A 21,576-nucleotide genomic window follows, 5' to 3' on the forward strand; every position below is an offset into this window, starting at 1 on the left:
CACCAAGTTAGCATGCAGTATAGAATGGGTCAGGTTCAAAATGCCGTGCGTCTCATCGGGCAGGGGCTTTAGCTTCATTACTTGCTAGGTGGAATAAAGAATGTGTTTTCAAGATGTCTTCAATAAATAATGGCTTGTATCTGGTATGGATACTGCTAATTGTTATGTATGTATAGGAATTGATAAAATACTTGGGTGGAGTTGTTGTAGGCTACTACCCAGCCAAAAAAGGAACGGTAACAAATGAAAATAGAATGGTGTAGAGTAGCAGGTCGTACAGTTTCATTAATGACAGCCATATCCTTGATCATGACCATAACAGGGTGTGGTGACGACGATAGCTCAGGCAATAATGGAGAGGTGTCGCTTGAACTAAGAACTGGAGAAATTGTCGCATCGATAGGTACGGTTTCAAGTGGAAATCTTACGGTATATGGCACTTCCCCTACCGGCGGGCCATTTAATTTTTCGGTAGACATTTCCTCCGCAACCGGGGACAGCCTTCCTCAATTTGTCCAATGCAATAGCCAGACCCCAAACAGCTGGGTTTCCAATACTTCTACTGCCGAGGGAGGTCTTAACTCCCTGAATGAAGGAAGCAGTATCACTATTGAGTTTTACTCGGGATCATCTACAGCGGCTGGGGCAACAATTTCAGGCAGGATCACGGGGAAACTCTATTCAGTAGATGGTTCATACGGTCGCCAGTACGATTTTACGTTCAATGTAACCGCTCAATAACCCGAGCAATGCGAGGTGGGGTTCTTTGTATGTTGAATTGAATCCAGTCTCAACCCAAGGTTTAGGCAATGAAAACGAAAAATAAATGGTGGAAACTCGCTAGGCGAACGGTTGTATTTGCTGCAACGGCCAGTTTGGTTGTAGGTTTGTCAGGATGTGAGAGCGAAGAAGGAGATACCGAGCCAAGTGTGGATGTTACAGGAATGTGGTCTGGACTTGATGCGAGTGGGTATTCCTTTTCTTTGTCTTTAACACAGTACGGAAGTTCGGTCAGCGGAATGATGTCTGCGGAGAATTTAGTTAGCGATCATAACCTCCAGGGGTCGGTTAGCGGGAATAACTTATCATTCGTTGTGAATGGGGATTTTTCTAATACCGCAACGAAATTCTCAGGTGCCGTCGTCAATGACACATGGATAGGATCGGCTGCGCATTTTGATGATGGATGGCGTCGTATTGAATTAACACGGCAATAGGTTGTGTATTGCAAGAGACTCTGTCTAAGCCATTCCGAGCATGGTGGCTCCGGCAGAGCGTCGCCCTTCATAATGTATCCATTCATGTTTAAGTTTTCCAGTTTCACGGTGGGTGCTTCACGCACGGCGGGATCGACATCGAAATAATCGTGTAGTTTAAAGTTGAACTTGCCCGCGCCGAGATTACTTGGGGAGACTTCGCACTGTTGTCGCGTGCGTTACCATCATAGAATTGCTTAATATCTTGTCAGAAACAACTATTCAGCTCAGTCTTTAGCTGTAAGAATCACGTGGAGTTGTGGAAAGGGAATGAATTGATGAAGAACATGTGGATGATTATAGCGCGACACTGGGTAGTATGGGTTGCCACGTTTTGCATGGCTTTCGTGGTGGCTGGGTGCCTCGGAGGAGATGACGATAGCTCTTCCGGTGGCCGCGGGGACACAACTCCTCCTGATGACAGCGGTTCGTCTTCAGCCATTACGATGAACGGCAGGTGGACTGGGTCGTGCAAGGAAACAGTTTCAGGCAAGGTTTCCATGATAGACCTGAATCTGGTTCATGTTGGTGATTCAATCACCGGCACTGCCGTGGATAGCCTCTACGGGAACTTTTCGGTTCAAGGGGGGCTGAACGGTTCTTTGCACACCCTCCATCTAATAAGTGACACAGATCCAAGCAATTTTAGTGTTGGCGATGTCCACTATATCGCGATACGCATCGCCGAGTTCACCAGTACTACGATGGAAGGCATTGTCGAGATTGGTCGATTTGGCTATGGCAGCAGACTCGACGGCACTTGGTCAGGTTATAAGGAGTAGGGCGCGGCAACGATGCGCTCACGATCATTGATGAACGGAATGTAGACAGGGAAAGGCGGCTTTTGGCCGCCTTTTTTGTGGGATCAACCGCGTTCGCGATCCTGCTCTTCCTGTACCTTGCGGCGCTTCCGGCCTGCGGTGATGCCCCAGGCGATGGAGCCAGCAATGCATACCAATACAATAATGAATCCGGTCATCGATAACCTCCGTATTAATCCGGATATTAAATCGCTTCTAAGTCGGAATTCCGATTTCAAATTGCAGGCAATTGGTGCATCGGTCGGGATTTATAGGTTTGTCCTTCCCCCTTAAAGTAAGGTATGTAGTTCCGCCTTTAGGCGGTTTTGGTTGAATGGCTTGATGGGACTGGCCGCCTAAAGGCGGAACTACATACTTTTCTTATGAAATTATCCCCCCTCCAGTTTGGCTCCGTGGTAATCGACTTTCCCGTGGTGCTCGCCCCGATGGCGGGCTACACCGATGCCGCGATGCGCACGCTGTGCCTCGAGCACGGCGCCGGGGCGGTCTATACCGAGCTCGCCAGCTCGGAAGGGCTTTGCCGCGACGGAGGAAAAACCTTCGAGGTGCTAAAGCCTGCGGAGAACGAGCATCCCATTGCCGGACACATTTTCGGGGCGAATCCGCAGCGCATGGCCGAAGCCGCAAAAATCATGGAGCAAGAGGGCGGTTTCGACTGGATCGATATCAATTGCGGCTGCCCGGTCAAGAAGGTGGTGTCGCGCGGCGCCGGCGCGGCGCTGCTCAAGGATTTGCCGCGCATGGCGAAGATTATCGAAGCGGTGAAAGGCGCCGTCGCGTTGCCGGTCTCGGTCAAGACCCGCATTGGATTCAACCACGACACCGCCGACCATCTCGAAATCGCAAAGGTCGTCGAGGCAAGCGGGGCGGATATGATCGCCGTCCACGCCCGTCTCGCAAAACATTTCCACGGCGGCGATCCCGATTGGGAAAAGCTCGCCGAGATGAAGCAGCAGCTGAAAATCCCAATCATCGGCAACGGCGGCGTCAATTCGCCGGAAGATGCCGAAAAGATGGTCGAGGTTTCCGGCGTGGACGGTGTGATGATCGGCCGAGGCGCCATTGGAAATCCGTGGATTTTCGAGGCCATTCGGCGGGGCAGGCAGGACGCCTGCGATACAAATGCCGTACCGCAGGCGTCCCGCCTGCTACCGTCGCTCGCGGAACGCCGCGATATGATGGCGGAGCACCTGCGGCGGTTGGTGGAGCTGAATGAGCTGAAGCAGGAGGTTTCGAGCCGTGCGAAAAAATATTCGGCGGAGCAGGCCGCCTGCATCCAGTTCCGCACCCATATTCCCTATTATGTGAAGGGATTGTTTGGTAAGAAGCAGTTGCTCATGAAGCTCGCCCACCTTTTGTCGGTCGATGCAATCATGGAAGAAGTTGATGTTTTAATGGAAAAGAATAAGCGTGACGATTGATGGGTGAAGCGTGATTTTCACGGCTCACGGCTCACGGCTCACGGCTCGTGTTTTAAACGACACGCTATGCAAAAGGAAACTATGACTGAAGAAATTGAAATGAACGTCGGCACCCAGCCGTTGGATGCCATCATGACCGAGAAGAACATTAAGAACAACGATCTCGTATCGATTGCCCCTCCGGGATTCATCACCCACAAGCAGATCCAGAAAGGCCGCAAGGGCCGCCGCCTGACGATGCACATGCAGCAAAAGATCCTCGATGCGCTCAACATCTACAGTGGCGATGAAACCTACGAGTGGGAGCAGCTGTTCACCTATCGCGGAAAGAAATCCCTATAATAATCCAGCAACGAATGTAGGAAAAACAACGAATCCCGCATGCCGCTAGTTATTCGTTGTTTTTCCTACATTCGTTGCATCCAATATGCTGGAGTTCAGGCATGGCTAAACAATGGATAAACGTGGCGGGGGCGCGGGAGCACAACCTGAAGGATGTGCATGTAAAGATCCCGCGCGATGAGTTGACGGTGGTGACGGGGCTGAGCGGCTCCGGCAAGTCGTCGCTGGCGTTCGACACCATCTATGCCGAGGGGCAGCGCAAATATGTGGAGAGCCTTTCGGCCTACGCGCGCCAGTTCCTGGGGCAGATGCAGAAGCCGGATGTGGACTACATTGAAGGGCTATCCCCGGCGGTATCGATCGAGCAGCGCACGGCGGGTTCGAACCCGCGTTCGATCGTGGCGACGACGACGGAGATCTACGACTATCTCCGGCTGTTGTATGCGAGCATTGGCAAGGCGCACTGCTACCAATGCGGCAAGCCCGTCAGCAGCCAGAGCGCCGAGGAGATTGTCGAGCAGTTGATGCAGCTGCCCGCCAAGACCAAGCTGATGATCCTCGCGCCGATGGTGCGCGGCCGCAAGGGCGAGCATGTGGAGGTCTACGAGCAGATCCGCAAGCAGGGCTTTGTCCGCGCGCGCGTCGATGGCGAGGTGTACGAAATCGAAAACGTGCCGAAGCTGAAAAAGACGTTCAAGCACACCATCGACGCGGTGGTGGATCGCCTTGCGGTTTCGGACGACATCCGCAGCCGCATGACCGATTCGGTCGAGCTGGCGCTGGGGCAGGCCGAGGGCTTGGTGACGGCGCTGGTGGCCACCGGGGATGGCGGCTGGGAAGAGCGGCTCTTTTCGGAGCATAACGCCTGCAACGATTGCGGGATCAGCTTCGATAAGCTCGAAGCCCGACACTTTTCGTTCAACAGTCCGTATGGTGCCTGCCCGACCTGCCATGGCCTCGGCACGCAAATGGTGTTCGACGAAGAGCAGGTGGTGCCGGACCCGTCGCTGGCCATCGAGTCCTGTGTGCATCCGTGGCGCTATGGCGGGCACCGGATGATCATCTATCATAAAAAGCTATTGCAGGCGGTGGCGGAGCGGCACGGGATTGATCCGCGCACCCCGTTCCAGGAGCTTCCGAAAAAGGTGCAGAAGGAAATCTTCCATGGCACGGGCGACGAAGATATTGAATACTACATGCGCCGCCGCCTGATCAAGAAGCCGTTCCGGGGCGTTTTCCCGATGTTGATGGAGCGGGTGGAAAGCAACGAGAGCGAGGCGATGAGCCACTGGTTGCGCGGCTACATGACCAAGCGGATTTGCCCCGAGTGCAATGGCTCGCGCCTGCGCCCGGCGGTGCTCGCCTGCACCATGAACGGCCGCAATATCCGCGAAATCATCACCGATTCGGTGATCGATTCGCAGCGCTTTTTCGAAGCGCTCAAGCTGACCAAGCAAGAAACCTTGATCACCAAGGAAATCCTCAAGGAGATCCGGTCGCGCCTCGGCTTCATGGTCAACGTGGGGCTCGACTACCTCACGCTCGACCGCGAGAGCGGCACGCTCTCCGGCGGCGAGGCGCAGCGCATCCGGCTGGCAACGCAGATCGGGGCGGGGCTGGTGGGCGTGGTCTATGTGCTCGACGAGCCGAGCATTGGCCTGCACCAGCGCGACAACGACCGGCTGATCCATACGCTGCAAGGCCTGCGCGACCTGGGCAACACGGTGATTGTGGTCGAGCACGACGAGCAGACGATCCGCACGGCCGACTATGTGGTCGATCTCGGCCCCGCCGCCGGGCGCCACGGCGGCGAGGTGGTTTTTGCGGGCAGGACCGACAAGCTGATGACGGCCGATACGCTGACGGCGAAGTATCTGCGCGGCGAGCTGCAGGTGGAGGTTCCGGAAAAACGGACGAAACCCTTCAAGGGGTGGATCGAACTGAAGGGCGCGGAGGCCAACAACCTGAAAAAGGTGGATGCCCGTTTCCCGCTCGGCCTCTTCACCTGCGTGACCGGGGTGTCGGGCAGCGGCAAGAGTACGCTGACCGACTACACGCTCAAGCGCGCGCTGGCGCGGCATTTCAATGGATCGAAGGATGCACCCGGCAAGTTCAAGAGTGTTGAGGGGCTCGACTTTGTCGATAAGATGATCGTGATCGACCAGTCGCCGATCGGCCGCACGCCGCGCTCGAACCCGGCCACCTACACCGGGGCGTTCACCGATATCCGCAACCTGTTCGCCACATTGCCTGCTTCCAAGATGCGCGGCTACAAGCCGGGTCGCTATAGCTTCAACGTCAAGGGCGGACGCTGCGAACGCTGCAAGGGCGACGGCATCCTCAAGATCGAGATGCACTTCCTGCCGGATGTCTATGTGCCGTGCGAGCAATGCAATGAAAAACGCTACAACCGCGAGACGCTCGAAGTGCATTACAAAAGCAGGAATATTGCCGACGTGCTCGATATGACGATCAACGAGGCGCTCGAATTTTTCGAGGCGGTGCCCAAGATCCAGCGCAAGATGAAGACGCTTTGCGAGGTGGGGTTGGGTTATCTCAAACTCGGCCAGCCCGCCACAACGCTTTCCGGCGGCGAGGCGCAGCGCGTCAAGCTCTCGACCGAACTGAGCAAACGCTCGACCGGGCAGACCGTCTACATCCTGGACGAGCCGACCACGGGCCTCCACTTCGCCGATGTCCACAAGCTGCTGGAGGTGCTCGAGCGCCTGCGCGACGAGGGCAACACCGTCATCGTGATCGAGCACAACCTCGACATGATCAAGCGCGCCGACCACATTGTCGACCTCGGACCCGGCGGCGGCATCAATGGCGGAACCGTGGTTGTTTCCGGGCCGCCGGAAAAAGTGGCCAAGTGCGCGAAATCCTACACGGGGCAATATTTGAAGGAATTACTGGATTAACAAACACACAAACGCCTTATCCAGATCGACGGCCGTCGATCTGGATAAGGCGTTTGTGGGGGGGGCGATATGCCGAACATGCACAAGCTGGAGGTGCGGGATAGCCGCATCCATGGAAAAGGGGTCTACGCCATTGAACCCATCGATAAAGGCGCGAAGATTGGAACCTACCATGGCCATCGTACCGAGGAGGACGATACCTATGTGCTTTGGGTCACGGACGAGGACGGGGTTGAATATGGCGTGAACGGGTATACCAACCTGAAATTCCTGAACCACTCCTGCGAACCGAACGCGGAATTCGATGGCGAAGAACTCCATGCGCTGCGGGCTATTGACCCCGGCGACGAGATCACGTTTCACTATGGCAATCTGTTTGTCGAATGGTTGGAAAGTGAAAAGTAAGGCGTGAATCGTGATGGGCTTGGCCTATGCGGTAGGCTTGCCTTGTCACGCCTCACGCCTCACGTCTCTTAAAACCCATCGCAGCCACTTTGCGCTGCAGGCCGGCGGAGGCATTGGGCAGTGCGACCTCCGTGTTGTGGAATTCCCGGCGGGTGCGGTAGTTCTTGCGCAGGGCATCGAAGTTCCGGGCCCGTTCGATTTCGCCCTGGACGGCGGCTTCGCGGATTAGCCGGTCGTCGGTCTCAATGTCGTAGACTTGTTGCACGATCTTGTGCAGCACCTCTTCGTCGTCCCGGTGGGCGCAATCGATTTCGAGGGTTGGAACCTCGGCGACGGGCAGGGAGGAGGCCACGTTCCACGTTTTCCGGATCTCGAAGAAATTGCAGAGTTCGTCGTAGCAGGCCACGGTTCCGTTAAGCTTGCCTTCGTAGGAGTGGCCGGCGATATGCGGCGACGCGAGGTCGGCGCGTTTGAGGACGTCGGAGCGGAAGGCCGGCTCGGGCGTCCACACGTCGAGCACCATGCGGGAGACGGCGCCGCCGGCCTGCGCATCGAGCAGTGCGTCGTAGTCGCAGGCATCGCCCCGGGCGGCGTTCACGAAGATGGCCCCGGGTTTCAGTTGTTCGAAGAAGGTGTAGTCGGCCATGCGCTCGGTCGGCCAAGGCTTATGTTTCACCAGCGGAACATGCAGGCTGACGATGTCGCACTCCGGCAGAACGGCTCCCAGCGGCATAAAGTCGGGGTCGGGCGAGACGGCGGCCAGCGGCGGATCATTGCGCAGCACATCCAGGCCCAGCGCATGAAATTTTTTCACCACCCGGCTTCCGACGTTGCCGCAGCCGATCACGCCGATCGTTTTTCCCGCGAGATCGAATCCATGCCGGCGGCTGAGGGTGAGCAGGGCGGCGACCAGGTATTCGGAAACGCTGTTGGCGTTGCATCCGGGCGCGGCGCACCAGTAGATGCCGCGTTTTTGCAACCACCCGGCATCGATGTGGTCGGTGCCGGCCGTGGCGGTCCCCACAAACTTGACGGGGGTGTCGTGCAATAGTTCGGCGGTGGCCTTTGTTTTAGAGCGGATAATCAGCGCGTCGGCATCGAGCAGGTGCTCGCGTGTGATTTCGCGGTCGGGGATGACCTCGGTCTTCCCCGCGTTGGAAAAAGCCTCGTGGCCAAGCAATACGGTTTCTGCGCAAACGATTTTCATGGGTACGCATTGTCGGCCTATCCCCGAGGTGGCTCAAGAACCAATGATGGGAAAATCTAGGGGCGTTGGCGGCGGAACTCGCGTTCCCTCATTGCGGGGTGGTGCTTCGTGTGTTGCTTGTGGCGCGCGTGGGTGGAGTTTTTCTTCCACAGGTGCTTGAACCAAAACTTGGCCGTTGCAAGGATGGCCAGGCAGATGCAGAGGACGGCGGTGACGATGAGCGTCAGCACACCGCGGCGCTGGAAGTCGCCGGTGCCTTCCTCCTGCGAGAAAAAAGACATGGCCAGCAAGAAGCCCATGATCAAAATGAGAATCATTGCTCCCGTCACGATCGGATGGGGCCGCATGGTGAAATGCGGAACTTTGCCTCGGGTCATTTGCATAAGACTAAAACTGTACTAAAAAGATGGTGGGCGAGGCGGGACTCGAACCCGCACGCTGTTAGGCACGAGAACCTAAATCTCGCGTGTATACCAATTTCACCACTCGCCCGGTAAAAAAGAGGGTAATGTAGTGGGTCGGGCGGGGGGGGCTCAAGTTCAAAAAACGTGGCGTTCCCATATTTTCTGCAAGGCCCGGATGGCGGCTGCGGGATCGGTTGCGGCGTTGACGGCGCTGACGACGCAATAGTTTTGTGCCCCGGCTTCGAGCAGCCCGGGGAGGTTTTGAGCGTTGATGCCGCCGATGGCCACGGCGGTGAGCGGGGATTGGCCTATGATCCGGCCCACTTCCGCGGCACCGAGCGCGGGATCGGCATCGGCCTTGGTTGGGGTGGGATGGACGGGGCCGACGCCGATATAGTCGGGCGCGGCCTCGGCGGCCAGAAGCGCCTGTTCGAGGCTGTGGGTGGACAATCCGAAAATTTTGCCGGGAACGCTCCAGGTTGAGCGGGCTTCTTCGACGGACAGGTCGGCCTGACCCAGGTGGATCCCGTCGGCATCGGATTCGATGGCCACGGTGAGGTCGTCGTTGACGATGAAGCGGGTTTGGGTGTTTTTGGTGATGTCGCGGAGGGCGAGGGCGGTGGCGGCCACCTGCTCCCGGGGGGTGTTTTTCATACGTAGCTGGAGATAGCGCACGCCGCATTCAACGGCGGCCTTCGCGGCGGCTTCGTAGCCGGAAACGGGGTCGGTCAGGATGAGGTAGAGTCCGAAATTTTCCTTCATAGGCGTTCATTAAGACATAAGGATTCCGGGGAGGAAACTGCGAATGCATAGGAAAGGGCAGGTTTTTTCTTTTCAACGTTTTGTTGATCCGTAAACTATGCATTCAGTTTTGAGCATGCGGGGGATGCATATGAAACGGGGTAGACGTTGGAGTTTGTTGTTGGGAGTGGTCTTTTGCGGGTCTATTGCGCAGGGCACCAGTAAGTTACATATATTTACCAGCCAGCAAGGGCAGGTGGTGAGCGCCAGGATTATCCAGGTTGATTCCCAGCGCGGCCTGGTGGAGCTGGAGCTGGAAAACAAGCAACGCAAGAAGGTGAAGCCTACGGTTTTCATTGAATCCGACCAGGCTTATATCCGCGACTGGGCTATTGGGCAGGCATTCATGGCCAGTTCAGGATTCCGCTTCAAGGGGGAGAAGAAAGTGATTGAGGATTGGAGCGAAAGTGGCGGGATTGGCGTCAACCGCGAATTCGAGAAGGTCGTCTACATTTGCGACCTTAAGAATGGCTCGGCCTACACCTTCGAGAATATCGAGGTGGAGTATTGCGTCTATTGGGAGCAGGAATATCCCGAGGCCAGCGGCGAACGGAAGGAACGGCTGGACTATTCCGGGCGGAACAGCATTAACTCGGTGGCTCCCCGGACCGCCGTCGCAGTCCAGACCGATCCCGTGACGTTGGTCTACCAGTATCTGGCCGGAGGCTATTACTATTCCAACGGGGCAACCGGCAAACAGAGTTCGAAGATGAAGGGTGTTTGGCTGAAGGCCAAGTTGACCACGGAGAGCGGCGAAACCTTTGTCCGCGACTTTTGCGAGCCGGCCAGCGTTATGAAGCAGCAGGTTTGGAAAGCCCCTCCAAAAGCCGAGGTGGAAACCTCTTCGGGCAAGAAGAAGCGCAAAAAGAAATAGCATTAGGAGAAGACGATGAAATCAATCCAATCCATTTTAATCTGTTCGGTGTTGTTGGCCTCTGGTTGGGCCGTAGCCGAAATGCATGCGTTCAAGTTGCCGGACGGTCGTTCCGTCGAGGCGGAGATTATGGACTACAACGCGAAGCTGGGCCAGGTTGAGCTCCAGCTGGCAAACGGCTCGCGCAAGAAGATCGATCCTACGATTTTTGTGCAGGCGGACCAGGATTATATCAAGGAATGGGCCTCCCTCGATGGCTTCAGAAGCTCGTCCCAGTTCAAGATCGAATGCGCCAAGAAAAAGCTGGAGCAGTGGAAGGAGGGCGACGACGCCTTCGAGACCAAGTTCGAGAAATATGTCTATGAAGTTTCTTTGGCGAACCGCACGGCTTCCGAGATCGACCCCTTGAAGGTGGAGTATCGTATTTACTACGAACAGGAGGAAAACGATATGGCCACCAAGAAGGTGGTGAACCACCAGCAGGTCAAATCGGGAACGCTCGACGTCGAACGGGTGCGGGCGAAGGAGACGCGGCGAGCCAATACGGAACCGGTGGTGCTCAAGGAATTCGAGTTCAACATGTCGGACTACTATGTGGAGGGTGGCGATCCCGAGTCGACGAGCGGCGAGCTCAAGGGGATTTGGGTGCGGTTGACGGTCAAGACCAAGAGCGGTCAAACCGCGGTGCGCGATGTCTATGAACCAGACAGCATCAAAGGCAAGTATGCCTGGTAGAAGGACGTCAATGAAGGTTGCCGTGCTGTTGGTTTTGGCGCTCGCCCTTTCCTCCTTCGGGGACGGCGAATACCGCACCTTCACCGATCAGGATGGCCGCGAGATCAAGGCGAAGCTCATCAAGGTTGATACCCGGTCCGGGAAAATCACGGTCGAGCGTGACGACCGCCGCAAGGTCACCGTCCCGGCAAATATCTTTTCCGAGGCCGACCAGGCCTACATCAAGGAATGGCTGGCCGCCCAGAATTTTCTTTCGAACTCCAAGCTCCGGGTCAACGTGGACAAGAGAAAGGGAACTGCGGGGGAGACTTCGGAAACCAAACGGGCGAAATCCCCCTGTTTCTATGAGATCCAGCTGGATAACAAATCGGGCGCCCCGTTCGAAGGGATCTGGATTGAATACTGCATGTATATGAATACCGAGAATCTTGCAGGCGGTGCGGATAAGCTGACGGTGGAGACGGGAAAATCAAAGGTCCTTAGGCTTCCTGTTCGGGGGAAGCATCTTGAAACGACCAAAGAGATTAAACTATTCCGGTATTATCAGGCACAACTGGAGACGACCTATTATTCAGATGGAACCGTTGACCGCAATACGTCCTACAACAAAATGTCCGAGGATAATATGGAGGGCATCCGCGTGCGGGTCTACCTCAAGACGCCGGCCGGAAATACCTTCATGCGCGAAATCTGCGATCCCAGTTCCGTCGAGAAGGAATACACCTGGAAGCGCCATTGACGCAAAGCCGGTAAGGAAGAACGAGCAGATGAAAAAGCGTGCCTATGCTCGTCGTAGAATCCGCTCCACATCCGCGATGGACCCGGTCTGCATCAGGCGGGCGCGTAGCTCGGCGGCGCCGGGGAAACCCTTGGAATAGATGGAATAATAGTGGCGCAGGATGTGGAAATTCTTGGTGTCGCCCCAAACGCGGTCGAAAAGCTCGGTATGCTTCCATAGCAGATCGAGCTTTTCCTCTTTGGTGCGCTCGCGCTGCTCTTCCATGAAGATCCATGGATTATGGAAAATGCCGCGGCCGATCATTGCGCCATCCAGCTTGAATTCGGCGCACTTGGCGCGTGCTTCCTCCAGCGAAAGTACGTCACCGTTGCCGATCACAGGCAGCTCCAACCCGAGCTGGTCGCGCAACCGTGCCGCCCTGGCAATCTCGCCCCAGTCGGCCAGGCCATCCGACATCTGCTTTTGCGTCCGCCCGTGGATCGTCAGCGCGGCGGGTTTGGTTTCGAGCACATGGCCAATCCATTCCTCGGTGGCGACCGACTTCAGGCCGATGCGTGTCTTGACGGAAACCGGAAGGTGGGTGGCTTCCTGCGCGGCCTGGATGATTTCCTTGGCGAGCGACGGATTGCCGATCAGACCGGAACAGCATCCGCGGCGCACCACCTTCGGAACAGGACAACCCATGTTGATGTCGATCCCGTCGAACTCCATTTCATCGGTGATTTCCCTGACCACCTGCTGGTAGTTTTCGGGGGTGTTGCCCCAAATCTGGGCCACGATCTTTACGTTCTTCTCCTTGAGCAACCGCCGCTCTTCGCCAGTCACCTGCAGGCGATGGCTAATGCGCTTGCGGGCTTTCGGGTGCACCAGCCCATCGGTCGAGACAAACTCCGTCATCACCACATGCAATGCGCCCGGATCGGCCAGCCCGATCAATAGCTCGCGCAGTACCGTGTCGGTAACATCTTCCATCGGTGCCAAGGCAATGATCGGGCGGTCTATGGAATTCCAGAAATTCATGGTTGATGACGAGTGACGATTGAGCCGTGATTATCACGCCTCACGCCTCACGCATTCATTTCAATCTCGAACCCGGCGTCTTCGATCATGCGCTTGTCTTCCTCATAGCTCTGTCCGCCGGTGGTCAGGTAGCCGGCGGTAAACATGGAGTTGGCCGGGTAGAGGGCGAGGGGCTGGAGGTCGCGCAGCGTGGTTTCGCGTCCACCCGCAATGCGGACTTCCGTTTCCGGGATCACAAAGCGAACCATGGCCAACGCCCGCAGGCAGTCGTTCGGCTTCAACGGGTTGGGCTTGCCCGCGAACTCTGTACCAGGGCGCGGGTCGAGGAAGTTGATCGGAACAGAGTCCACGTTCAGGTCGGCCAAGGCAAAGGCAAGATCCACACGATCCTGAAGCGACTCTCCCATGCCAAACAGGCCACCGCAACAGAGGTCGAGCCCGACCTTCTTCACAATCTTGGCGGTGTTGACCCGATCCTCGAATTCGTGGGTGGTCACCACTTCCGAAAAATAGTTTTCGGAGGTTTCGAGATTGTGGTTGAAACGGTCGACGCCTGAATCCTTCAGGCGGATCGCCTTTTCCTCGGTCAGCAGGCCAAGGGACGAACAGATTTCCAGATCCGGATATTTCCGTTTAATCTGGATGGCGGCTTCGCAAATGGTTTCCAGCTCCTTCGGCGCCGGGGCGCGGGTGCTTGACACCACGCAGTAGCGCTTGGCATTGCGATCGACCGCGGCCTGCGCCCCCTCGACAATGCTTTCCACCGTCTGGAAGTCGTAGCGCTCCACATCGTTGATGGCCGAGGTCGATTGCGAGCAAAACGCGCAATCCTCGGGGCACTTGCCGCTTTTCACGTTGCGCAAGAGGTGCAGCGAAACCGTGTTCCCAAAATATTTCCTACGGATGCGGAAGGCGCCCTGCAGCACCTCCAGCAGCTCGTCGTCCGGCGACTCCAGGATCGCCAAGGCTTCCTCTTCCGTAATGTTGCCGCCATCCAACACGCGGTCGCTGATTACTTTCCAATCCATGGTTTTCTCTCCAAATCAATTAACGGGGGCGGATACTACCACGGGATTCCGGGTTGTAAACCGATAGATGCGCAAAAGATGATAAACATAGTCATCAAAAGGGTTGACGCGTGTCGGCGAAGGCGTATATTCACTGCCTATCGCTAGGGGTGCCCATTCGTTGCGCGGAAAATCCTAAGCACTGAAAACTAATTTCTAAACTCAGCTGGAGGGACGGTGTTTAGGATTTGGGGATTGGGATTTTGGATTTCCAGCCACCGGCTGGCAGGGCTGAGAAAAACCCTTCGAACCTGTACGGATAATGCCGGCGAAGGGAAGCGCGCCGCGCCCCCTTCCTGCATTTTTCCGAACATTGGAAGTAAACCAGTACTGCGTATTGCTTACTGCGTATTGGCCGATCAGCAATACGAAATACGCAGTACGCAATACGACAAGGAAAACCATGATCCAGGAAAAGCACGAATTCAACGACTATGGAACCGACTACCCCAACTCCCGCAAGGTCTATGCGACCGGTTCCCGCCCCGACATCCGCGTCCCCATGCGCGAAATCCGCCTGACCGATACCCGCAGGGCCGATGGTTCTTCTTTGGAAAACCCGCCGATCCTCGCCTACGACACGTCCGGTCCGATGAGCGATCCGAACCATATCCTGGATCTGGAAAAGGGACTTCCGCCCCTCCGGAAAAAGTGGATTGCTGAACGAGGGGATACCGAAGCCTACTCCGCCCGCGGCTACCAGCCCGGCGACGACGGGCTGGGCGGCGATGCGAACCGGATTCCGTTCCTGGGTTTGGGGAAACCCGTCCACCGCGCCAAGCCGGGCGCAAACGTGTCCCAGATGCACTATGCCCGCAAGGGCATCGTTACCCCCGAAATGGAATTCGTCGCCATCCGCGAAAACATGGGCCGCCAGGAAGCGTTCAAGGCGGTCTACATGAAGTCCGAACACGATGCCGGCCTGCTGGCCCAGGCGCAGACCGCCGGCATGCGGCACCCGGACCACCAGCATCCGGGCCAGGCATTCGGCGCCCAAATCCCGGATTTCATCACGCCCGAATTCGTGCGCAAGGAGGTGGCCGAAGGCCGCGCCATCATTCCGGCCAACATCAACCATCCCGAAGCCGAACCCATGATCATCGGCCGCAACTTCCTGGTGAAAATCAACGGCAACATCGGCAACTCCGCCGTCAGCTCCAGCATTGGCGAGGAGGTCGAGAAGGTCCAGTGGGCCACCCTGTGGGGCGCCGACACGATCATGGACCTCTCCACCGGCGAAAACATCCACGACACCCGCGAATGGAACCTGCGCAACTGCCCGGTTCCGGTCGGGACCGTACCGATCTACCAGGCGCTGCAAAAGGTGGGCGACCGCCCCGAAGACCTGACGTGGGAACTCTTCCGCGACACGCTCATCGAGCAGGCCGAGCAGGGCGTCGACTATTTCACCATCCACGCCGGCGTCCGCCTGCGCTATGTTCCCATGACCGCCCAGCGCGTCTGCGGCATCGTTAGTCGCGGCGGCTCCATCATGGCCAAGTGGTGCGTTTCGCATCATAAGGAAAGCTTTCTCTACGAGCGCTTCGAGGAAATCTGCGAGATCTGCAAACAATACGATGTGTCGCTTTCACTGGGCGACGGCATGCGCCCGGGCGCCATCGCCGATGCCAACGACGAGGCGCAGCTCGGCGAGCTCGAAACCCTCGGCGAGCTGACCCGAATTGCCTGGAAGCACGATGTTCAGGTGATGATCGAAGGGCCCGGCCATGTGCCGCTGCAGGGCATTAAAGATAATATGGACTGGGAACTCGATTCCTGTTTTGAAGCCCCGTTCTACACCCTCGGGCCGCTGACCACCGACATTGCGCCCGGCTACGACCATATCACCAGCGGCATCGGTGCCGCGAACATCGGTTGGTATGGCTGCGCCATGCTCTGCTACGTCACGCCCAAGGAACACCTCGGCCTGCCGGACAAGGAGGACGTCAAGCGCGGGGTGATCACCTACAAGATCGCCGCCCACGCCGCCGACCTCGCCAAAGGGTTCCCCGGCGCGCAAATCCGCGACAACGCGCTCAGCAAGGCGCGCTTCGAATTCCGTTGGGAAGACCAGTTCAATCTGGCGCTCGACCCGGTAACCGCCCGTTCCTACCACGACGCAACGCTGCCGACCGAAGATGCCAAGACCGCGCACTTCTGCTCCATGTGCGGGCCCAAGTTTTGCTCCATGCGCATCTCCGAAGACGTCCGCCAATATGCCGCCGAACAGGGCCTCTCCGAATCCGAAGCCGTTGAGAAAGGGATGCAGGAAAAATCGCGCGAGTTTGCCGTGCAGGAGGCCGAACTCTACACCTAGAACGCTGCTCCGCGCAAAGCACGCCGCGTTTAGGTCGGCGCGGTTGGCGCAACGCATTTCGTTAAACGGAGTGTCGCCCGGGGCCAAGGAATGTTGCCGTTTCACATGGACCCTGCATGCTCTCCATTGAACGAAATCTTGATATCGCCCTCTAAAAGATGCATAGGAGATAACCATGAAAACGAGATGGATCACGATGGCATTGGCGGCTGTGGCAGTTGCGGCGGGCGCAGGGACTAAGGAGACAAAGATGGAAAAGGCGGTATTTGCGGCGGGTTGCTTCTGGGGGGTTGAGGCGGTCTTCCAGGAGTTGGACGGAGTGGTCGATACAACCGTAGGCTACACCGGCGGAAAAACCGACGACCCCACCTACAAGGAAATCTGCAGCAAGGAAACCGGCCATGCCGAGGCGATTGAAATCGTCTATGATCCCTCCAGGGTTTCCTACGACGAGCTCTTGGCCTATTTCTGGCGGTTGCACGATCCCACCACCATGAATCGCCAGGGACCCGATAAAGGAACCCAGTATCGGTCGGCCGTTTTCTACTACACCCCCGAGCAAAAGGCCGCCGCCGAAAAGATAAAGGCCGAATCCCAGAAAAAGTGGAATAAGCCCATCGTGACCGAAATCACGGCCGGAGGAAAATTCTATCCCGCCGAGGCGTATCACCAGGATTATTTCAAGAACCGCGGCTCCCACCACACCGGCTGCCACTATCTGCGGGATTGAGTGAAACATCATACTTGCATAAGTATGATATCGTACTTATGCAAGTATGATGTTTTGCCGTCAGCCCACCTTGGCTTCGGCAGTCGGAAAAAAGGGGCTACGGATTGGTGGCGATGGCCATGCGGTCGTGGCCGGCAAGGTCGCTTTTGATCTGGATGTCGGCATAGCCCATGTTTTCAAGGCACTCAAGGACGGCCTTGCCTTGGTTGTAGCCGAATTCGAGGAAGATCTGCCCGCCCGGAACGAGGATGGATCGAGCCTGCATGGCTAGGTCTTCAATCAGCTCCATGCCCGTAGGGCCGCTGTCGAGCGCCGACTTCGGCTCGTGGTCTCGCACCGATGGGTGGAGCTCGCTCCAGTCCTTCGAGGCAATATAGGGCAGGTTCGCCACAACCACATCGGCGCTTTCGGGGGCGTGGCCCTCGAGCAAGGATCCTTCTATCCAAAGAATGCGATTTTTCAGGCCATGGGCTTCCGCGTTTTCCCGGGCCAGCTCAAGGGCGGACGGGGAAATATCCACCGCCTTGAAGTTGGCATCCGGTCGTTGCTTGGCCAGGGTTATGACGATGCACCCGGAGCCAATCCCCACATCGATAACCGTTGCCGGCTTCTTTTGGTTCCAAACCTTCGAGGCCAAAACCTCTTCGACCAAAAGCTCCGTTTCGGGGCGGGGGATCAGTGCGCGCGGATCGCACTTGATTTGGAGTCCCCAAAAGTCGACGTGGCCAACCACGTACTGCAGCGGTTCGCCGTTCTCAATTCGTTCGGCCAGCGGTTCAAGCCGGCTGATGATCTTGAACTGCTCGGCGGTGGAGCGCGCTTCGGGGGGCTTCCCGGTGTAGATTTCCAGCGGCCGGCATTCAAAGACGTGGGCCAGTAGTTCCTCCGCCACCCGTTTGGCATTGTCCACGCCGGAGGCTTTGAAGCGGAACGCGAACGATTCAACTAGTTGGTCTATTTCCATGGTTGTCCGGTCCGGGGCGTTTGGGCCCTACTTGTAATTCCGTGGTTCAATGCCGAGGTTCTTGATGCGGTAGTTAATGATGCGCTGCGTGGCTTGCAGGTAGCGGGCGACCGCCGCCGCATTGCCACGATGTTTTTTCAGTGCATCGATCAGGATTTCGCGTTCGTAGGCCTCGATCATCTGTTTCAGGTTGGCGCCGTTTTCGGGCAGTAGGCTGGTGTGGGTTTCATCGCTGGTCTGCAGCGACGGCGGCATGTTGAAGCCATGGATGACACAGTCGGACGAGGTGAGCACGGCCCGTTCTATGCAGTTTTCCAGTTCGCGCACGTTGCCTGGCCAGTGGTAGGCCATCATCATGTTGATCGCCGAGGTGGAGATGCGCTTCATGTCCTTGCCATACATTTCGCCATACTTTTGCAGGAAGTGGTCGGCCAGCAGCATGATGTCGGATTTGCGTTCGCGCAATGGCGGCAGCATGATCGGAAAGACGTTGAGACGGTAATACAAGTCCTCGCGGAAGGTGTCGGTCGTCATCCCCTCTTCCAGGTTGCGGCTCGTGGCGGCCACCACGCGCACATTCACGGTGATCGTTTCGTTGCCGCCAACCCGTTCGAACGATTTTTCCTGCAGCACGCGCAGCAGGCGCACCTGGACTGGCGGCGAGATGTCGCCGATTTCGTCGAGGAAGATCGTTCCGCCGTTGGCCAGTTCGAAGCGCCCCTTGCGCTGTTGCTGCGCCCCGGTGAAGGCCCCCTTTTCATGGCCGAAGAGTTCGGACTCGATCAGGTTTTCGGGCAGGGCGGCGCAATTGACGCTCACAAAGGCGTTGTTCTTGCGCGGGCTGTTGAAATGGATGGCCCGGGCCACCAGCTCCTTGCCGGTGCCGGACTCGCCCCGCACCAGCACCGTCGCTGCGCTGTTGGCCACTTGGACGATCTGTTCATAGACCGCGCGCATCGAGTTGCAGTTGCCCACCATGTTGTCGATGCTGTAGCGCCCGCCTAGCTGGCGCCGCAGCATTTCATTTTCCGATTCGAGCGCATTGCGTTCCTCGTTCTCCTCGCGGATGGTCGAAACGGCGGATGCCAGGATTTGGGCAACGTGCTCGAGAAACACGGAATAGCCCTGTAGCTCTTCTTCTGCAGAGGACGGAAGGTCGATGCTCATGGTTCCGATCACTTCCTTGTGGTGGATGATCGGTACGCAAATAAAGGCCGTTTTATGATCGCCGCGCGCCTTGGTGCGGTTGAGGAAATCCGGCGACTTGCTGATGTCGGGGATGAGATCGGGCTGCCCGGTCTTGGCGACGCGTCCCGTGACGCCCTCGCCCAGCTCATATTGCCCGCGGCGCATTTCGCTGGTGGAAAGCCCGCTGGAGGCTTCGATGTTCAGGATATCGGTGCCGGGTTTGCGCAGGGTCAGCGTTCCGCGCAAGACCCCCATGTCGGTTTCCATGATTTCCAATACCTCGTTCAGCAACCCGGAAATATTGTGCTGGCGAGCCGAGATGGTCTGCGAGATTTTATACAGAACCTGCAGTTCTTTTTCACTTTGATTCATTTTTGCATCCTCATGCGGGGTGGGCTTGTTCATTGCCCAAACCTGAATACAAAAATGTATCTAAATAGGCAGGGTGCACACAAGTGTGTTTTGGAAATATTTGTCCTACGGGCATGAAGCAGGCGGGGCGGGGGGCGATTCAAACCAAACGCTGAAAGAAAAAGCCAAGGTCGGGGGAATGCACCGATCCCCCGCTACGATTTCTTTGGCTGGCGCATTTCGTTCCAGTATTCGAGTAGTTCCTGGTTGCGGTTGTGGGCCTTGGAGGAAATCTTGAAGTAGAGGAAGGCATCGAGGAAGCCGCGGCTTTGCATGAAACGCTGCGGTCGGCGCCCTTTGGTGCGTTCGAAGCGCTGCTGGTTGCCCATGATGTCGGAAACCTGGTAAATCACGTTTTTGGGCACGCGGACGTTTTCGCACATGCCCTTGAGGTGGCCGTGCACCGCGTTGCGGGCGGCGTCGAGGTGCGATTGGCCAGCCTCGACGAGCTGCTGGATCAAATATTCGTGATACTCGCCGAAGATCAACGCGAAGAGCAGGGCCGGGTGCACCTGCAGGCCGGCCTTGCGCCACCGGTCCATCTGGTCCAGCGCATGGATTACCCAGTCGTGGCGCGTCTTGTCCTCGTCGATCCAGTGCGAGAAATCGTGGAACATCGGGTGCAGGAGATCGGTTTTTTCCAGCCAGTGGAAAACCTCCTTGGCATGGCCGCAGAAAAAGAGCTTCTGGACTTCCTCATACATGCGCGAAGGGGCCGCGTGGCGGAGCAGGTCCTTGTTGCGGCAGATGGAGTCGTAGGCTCCCTGTTCGATCTCGAAACCGAGGGTGCCGGCAAAACGCGCCGCGCGAATCATGCGCACGGGATCTTCGGCAAACCGTTTGTCGGGATCGCCGATGACGCGGATCATCTTTTGTTCCAGGTCTTCAAGGCCGCCCGCGTAGTCGATCACGGAAAAGTCGGCAATGTTGTAGAAGAGCGCATTGATGGTGAAATCGCGCCGGAGGGCATCCTCTTCCGGGGTGCCGAAAATATTGTCGCGCATCACCTGCCCGGAATCGGCGGTCCGAAAGGTGTTTTCGCAGTGGACGGTGTCATCGGCATCTTCAGGCACCGGGGCGCGGAAGGTGGAGGTTTCAATCACCTCGCCGCGGAACAGGATGTGGGCCAGCCGGAAACGGCGGCCAACCAGTCGGCAGTTGCGGAACAATTTGCGGATCTGTTCGGGGGTGGCATTGGTTGCCACGTCGAAATCCTTGGGGTTGCGGTTGAGCAACAGGTCGCGTACGCCGCCCCCGGCCAAATAGGCGGTATAGCCTTCGTCCTTCAGGTGATAGAGCACCTTTACGGCGGCGGAGCTGATATTTTTTCGGCTGACATTGTGGTCGGCTCTCTTAACTACGGTTGGTTCCATAAGTGGCGCAGGGTATTCGAAGGGGGGGTGGGAAAAAAGAAAAAATCCACCGCATGGTGGATTTTTACAGCCCGTTGGGTCGGGCCTTAGGTGTCGAGGTGCTCGTCGATCCAGCGAAGGATGGTGTCGACGATGATGTCGACTTCGTCCTCCGTGAGTTCGCGGCCCTTTTCATAGCCGAAGAATTCCTCTACGGCCGAACGGTCGTTGCAGCCGCAGGCGTGCTGGGCAATGAAGACGGGGTGTCCCTTGGTCGGGGTTTGGCGTCCGTCGTTCTTGGGTTTGGCCGGGGCAAGGCGCTTGTTCACGAAGTCGGTCGCATGCAGTCGCAGGATTTCCATGCCACGGGATGTGACATATTCCTGCTCCGGTTCGCCCAGGATGAATTTTTCCAGGCGACCGTCGTCGGCCAGTTTTTTCTTCAGTGCGTCCCAGTCCTTGTCTGATATTTTTACCACAATCGTGTCCTCGATTAATTTTCCGACCTAACTGCCAGAGCATAAACAGGCTCTAGCGGAAGAGCAAGCCTCCGCATACGGGAAAAATAGCAAAAAATACTAGAAGTGATTCATGAGGGTTG

Annotated in this window: 21 protein-coding genes and 1 tRNA gene; 12 read left to right on the top strand and 10 right to left on the bottom strand. The window is 57.0% G+C overall.

Annotated elements, in window-relative coordinates:
* The first annotated feature begins 243 nt into the window (after positions 1 to 243).
* The 7 genes from E9954_RS00415 (at position 244) to E9954_RS00445 (ending at position 7,166) form a co-directional block, all read left to right on the top strand.
* A complete protein-coding gene (locus E9954_RS00415) occupies positions 244 to 741 on the top strand; it encodes a hypothetical protein (protein ID WP_136077289.1) in 498 nt (165 codons plus the stop codon).
* Between the two features lie 68 nt (positions 742 to 809).
* On the top strand, positions 810 to 1,217 hold the full coding sequence (locus tag E9954_RS00420) for a hypothetical protein (RefSeq protein WP_136077290.1): 408 nt from the start codon (positions 810 to 812) through the stop codon (positions 1,215 to 1,217).
* 317 nt (positions 1,218 to 1,534) lie between these two features.
* Entirely contained in the window at positions 1,535 to 2,038 is a 504-nt protein-coding gene (locus tag E9954_RS00425) for a hypothetical protein (RefSeq protein WP_136077291.1), read from the top strand.
* A gap of 401 nt (positions 2,039 to 2,439) precedes the next feature.
* Positions 2,440 to 3,498: a tRNA dihydrouridine synthase gene (locus E9954_RS00430; RefSeq protein ID WP_136077292.1), complete on the top strand. Its 1,059-nt coding sequence runs from the start codon at positions 2,440 to 2,442 to the stop codon at positions 3,496 to 3,498.
* A gap of 81 nt (positions 3,499 to 3,579) precedes the next feature.
* The gene (locus E9954_RS00435; RefSeq protein WP_136077293.1) at positions 3,580 to 3,840 is read left to right on the top strand and encodes a hypothetical protein; all 261 of its coding nucleotides are present in this window, start codon (positions 3,580 to 3,582) and stop codon (positions 3,838 to 3,840) included.
* Positions 3,841 to 3,941: 101 nt separating this feature from the next.
* Positions 3,942 to 6,761: an excinuclease ABC subunit UvrA gene (gene uvrA, locus E9954_RS00440; protein ID WP_136077294.1), complete on the top strand. Its 2,820-nt coding sequence runs from the start codon at positions 3,942 to 3,944 to the stop codon at positions 6,759 to 6,761.
* A 69-nt stretch (positions 6,762 to 6,830) separates the two neighbouring features.
* Positions 6,831 to 7,166 (top strand): SET domain-containing protein, encoded by a 336-nt coding sequence (locus tag E9954_RS00445; protein WP_222846989.1) that lies wholly within the window; start codon positions 6,831 to 6,833, stop codon positions 7,164 to 7,166.
* A 52-nt stretch (positions 7,167 to 7,218) separates the two neighbouring features.
* On the opposite strand, the gene E9954_RS00450 is transcribed toward E9954_RS00445, so the two are convergent.
* From E9954_RS00450 to thiE, 4 genes are all read right to left on the bottom strand, one after another.
* Complete coding sequence (locus E9954_RS00450) at positions 7,219 to 8,373, bottom strand: 4-phosphoerythronate dehydrogenase (protein ID WP_136077295.1); 1,155 nt, start codon at positions 8,371 to 8,373, stop codon at positions 7,219 to 7,221.
* Between the two features lie 56 nt (positions 8,374 to 8,429).
* A complete protein-coding gene (locus E9954_RS00455) occupies positions 8,430 to 8,690 on the bottom strand; it encodes a hypothetical protein (RefSeq protein ID WP_136077296.1) in 261 nt (86 codons plus the stop codon).
* A gap of 90 nt (positions 8,691 to 8,780) precedes the next feature.
* A tRNA-Leu gene (locus E9954_RS00460) sits at positions 8,781 to 8,865 on the bottom strand.
* 47 nt (positions 8,866 to 8,912) lie between these two features.
* Positions 8,913 to 9,539: a thiamine phosphate synthase gene (thiE, locus tag E9954_RS00465; RefSeq protein ID WP_136077297.1), complete on the bottom strand. Its 627-nt coding sequence runs from the start codon at positions 9,537 to 9,539 to the stop codon at positions 8,913 to 8,915.
* Positions 9,540 to 9,669: 130 nt separating this feature from the next.
* Here thiE and E9954_RS00470 point away from each other — a divergent pair, with 130 nt between their 5' ends.
* Genes E9954_RS00470 through E9954_RS00480 form a run of 3 tightly spaced genes read left to right on the top strand, consistent with a single transcriptional unit; the run spans position 9,670 to position 11,926 of the window.
* Positions 9,670 to 10,452, top strand: coding sequence for a hypothetical protein (locus E9954_RS00470; protein WP_136077298.1), 783 nt, complete (start codon positions 9,670 to 9,672; stop codon positions 10,450 to 10,452).
* Between the two features lie 15 nt (positions 10,453 to 10,467).
* Positions 10,468 to 11,187: a hypothetical protein gene (locus E9954_RS00475; protein WP_136077299.1), complete on the top strand. Its 720-nt coding sequence runs from the start codon at positions 10,468 to 10,470 to the stop codon at positions 11,185 to 11,187.
* A 10-nt stretch (positions 11,188 to 11,197) separates the two neighbouring features.
* Entirely contained in the window at positions 11,198 to 11,926 is a 729-nt protein-coding gene (locus tag E9954_RS00480; RefSeq protein ID WP_136077300.1) for a hypothetical protein, read from the top strand.
* A gap of 42 nt (positions 11,927 to 11,968) precedes the next feature.
* On the opposite strand, the gene E9954_RS00485 is transcribed toward E9954_RS00480, so the two are convergent.
* Positions 11,969 to 12,946, bottom strand: coding sequence for a tRNA dihydrouridine synthase (locus tag E9954_RS00485; protein ID WP_136077301.1), 978 nt, complete (start codon positions 12,944 to 12,946; stop codon positions 11,969 to 11,971).
* Between the two features lie 47 nt (positions 12,947 to 12,993).
* Positions 12,994 to 13,974: a biotin synthase BioB gene (gene bioB / locus E9954_RS00490; protein ID WP_136077302.1), complete on the bottom strand. Its 981-nt coding sequence runs from the start codon at positions 13,972 to 13,974 to the stop codon at positions 12,994 to 12,996.
* A 541-nt stretch (positions 13,975 to 14,515) separates the two neighbouring features.
* On the opposite strand from bioB, the gene thiC reads away from it, so the two are divergent.
* Both thiC and msrA read left to right on the top strand, forming a co-directional pair.
* The gene (thiC, locus tag E9954_RS00495; protein ID WP_407947750.1) at positions 14,516 to 16,330 is read left to right on the top strand and encodes a phosphomethylpyrimidine synthase ThiC; all 1,815 of its coding nucleotides are present in this window, start codon (positions 14,516 to 14,518) and stop codon (positions 16,328 to 16,330) included.
* A gap of 175 nt (positions 16,331 to 16,505) precedes the next feature.
* Positions 16,506 to 17,060: a peptide-methionine (S)-S-oxide reductase MsrA gene (gene msrA / locus E9954_RS00500; protein ID WP_222846990.1), complete on the top strand. Its 555-nt coding sequence runs from the start codon at positions 16,506 to 16,508 to the stop codon at positions 17,058 to 17,060.
* A 97-nt stretch (positions 17,061 to 17,157) separates the two neighbouring features.
* Here the strand turns inward: msrA and prmC are convergent, their stop codons facing one another.
* The 4 genes from prmC to E9954_RS00520 all read right to left on the bottom strand — a co-directional run bounded on the left by prmC (position 17,158) and on the right by E9954_RS00520 (position 21,454).
* Entirely contained in the window at positions 17,158 to 18,024 is an 867-nt protein-coding gene (gene prmC, locus E9954_RS00505; RefSeq protein ID WP_136077304.1) for a peptide chain release factor N(5)-glutamine methyltransferase, read from the bottom strand.
* A gap of 27 nt (positions 18,025 to 18,051) precedes the next feature.
* Positions 18,052 to 19,584: a sigma 54-interacting transcriptional regulator gene (locus tag E9954_RS00510; RefSeq protein ID WP_136077305.1), complete on the bottom strand. Its 1,533-nt coding sequence runs from the start codon at positions 19,582 to 19,584 to the stop codon at positions 18,052 to 18,054.
* A 194-nt stretch (positions 19,585 to 19,778) separates the two neighbouring features.
* Positions 19,779 to 20,996, bottom strand: a complete 1,218-nt coding sequence (gene pcnB, locus E9954_RS00515; protein ID WP_136077306.1) for a polynucleotide adenylyltransferase PcnB — start codon at positions 20,994 to 20,996, stop codon at positions 19,779 to 19,781.
* A gap of 86 nt (positions 20,997 to 21,082) precedes the next feature.
* Entirely contained in the window at positions 21,083 to 21,454 is a 372-nt protein-coding gene (locus E9954_RS00520; protein WP_222846991.1) for a DUF4186 family protein, read from the bottom strand.
* Between the last annotated feature and the right edge of the window lie 122 nt (positions 21,455 to 21,576).

The organism is Pontiella desulfatans (assembly GCF_900890425.1).
In the GTDB taxonomy this organism is placed as follows: Bacteria; Verrucomicrobiota; Kiritimatiellia; order Kiritimatiellales; family Pontiellaceae; genus Pontiella; species Pontiella desulfatans.

Excerpts from the sequence above, each read along its gene's own strand:
- E9954_RS00475 (WP_136077299.1), top strand. The coding sequence starts at position 10,468 with ATGAAATCAATCCAATCCATTTTAATCTGTTCGGTGTTGTTGGCCTCT.
- E9954_RS00430 (WP_136077292.1), top strand. The coding sequence starts at position 2,440 with ATGAAATTATCCCCCCTCCAGTTTGGCTCCGTGGTAATCGACTTTCCC.
- E9954_RS00420 (WP_136077290.1), top strand. The coding sequence starts at position 810 with ATGAAAACGAAAAATAAATGGTGGAAACTCGCTAGGCGAACGGTTGTA.
- E9954_RS00485 (WP_136077301.1), bottom strand. The coding sequence starts at position 12,946 with ATGAATTTCTGGAATTCCATAGACCGCCCGATCATTGCCTTGGCACCG.
- prmC (WP_136077304.1), bottom strand. The coding sequence starts at position 18,024 with ATGGAAATAGACCAACTAGTTGAATCGTTCGCGTTCCGCTTCAAAGCC.
- E9954_RS00435 (WP_136077293.1), top strand. The coding sequence starts at position 3,580 with ATGACTGAAGAAATTGAAATGAACGTCGGCACCCAGCCGTTGGATGCC.
- thiC (WP_407947750.1), top strand. The coding sequence starts at position 14,516 with ATGCGCGAAATCCGCCTGACCGATACCCGCAGGGCCGATGGTTCTTCT.
- pcnB (WP_136077306.1), bottom strand. The coding sequence starts at position 20,996 with ATGGAACCAACCGTAGTTAAGAGAGCCGACCACAATGTCAGCCGAAAA.
- E9954_RS00480 (WP_136077300.1), top strand. The coding sequence starts at position 11,198 with ATGAAGGTTGCCGTGCTGTTGGTTTTGGCGCTCGCCCTTTCCTCCTTC.
- E9954_RS00510 (WP_136077305.1), bottom strand. The coding sequence starts at position 19,584 with ATGAATCAAAGTGAAAAAGAACTGCAGGTTCTGTATAAAATCTCGCAG.
- thiE (WP_136077297.1), bottom strand. The coding sequence starts at position 9,539 with ATGAAGGAAAATTTCGGACTCTACCTCATCCTGACCGACCCCGTTTCC.
- bioB (WP_136077302.1), bottom strand. The coding sequence starts at position 13,974 with ATGGATTGGAAAGTAATCAGCGACCGCGTGTTGGATGGCGGCAACATT.
- E9954_RS00450 (WP_136077295.1), bottom strand. The coding sequence starts at position 8,373 with ATGAAAATCGTTTGCGCAGAAACCGTATTGCTTGGCCACGAGGCTTTT.
- msrA (WP_222846990.1), top strand. The coding sequence starts at position 16,506 with ATGAAAACGAGATGGATCACGATGGCATTGGCGGCTGTGGCAGTTGCG.
- E9954_RS00455 (WP_136077296.1), bottom strand. The coding sequence starts at position 8,690 with ATGATTCTCATTTTGATCATGGGCTTCTTGCTGGCCATGTCTTTTTTC.
- E9954_RS00425 (WP_136077291.1), top strand. The coding sequence starts at position 1,535 with ATGAAGAACATGTGGATGATTATAGCGCGACACTGGGTAGTATGGGTT.
- uvrA (WP_136077294.1), top strand. The coding sequence starts at position 3,942 with ATGGCTAAACAATGGATAAACGTGGCGGGGGCGCGGGAGCACAACCTG.
- E9954_RS00415 (WP_136077289.1), top strand. The coding sequence starts at position 244 with ATGAAAATAGAATGGTGTAGAGTAGCAGGTCGTACAGTTTCATTAATG.
- E9954_RS00445 (WP_222846989.1), top strand. The coding sequence starts at position 6,831 with ATGCCGAACATGCACAAGCTGGAGGTGCGGGATAGCCGCATCCATGGA.
- E9954_RS00470 (WP_136077298.1), top strand. The coding sequence starts at position 9,670 with ATGAAACGGGGTAGACGTTGGAGTTTGTTGTTGGGAGTGGTCTTTTGC.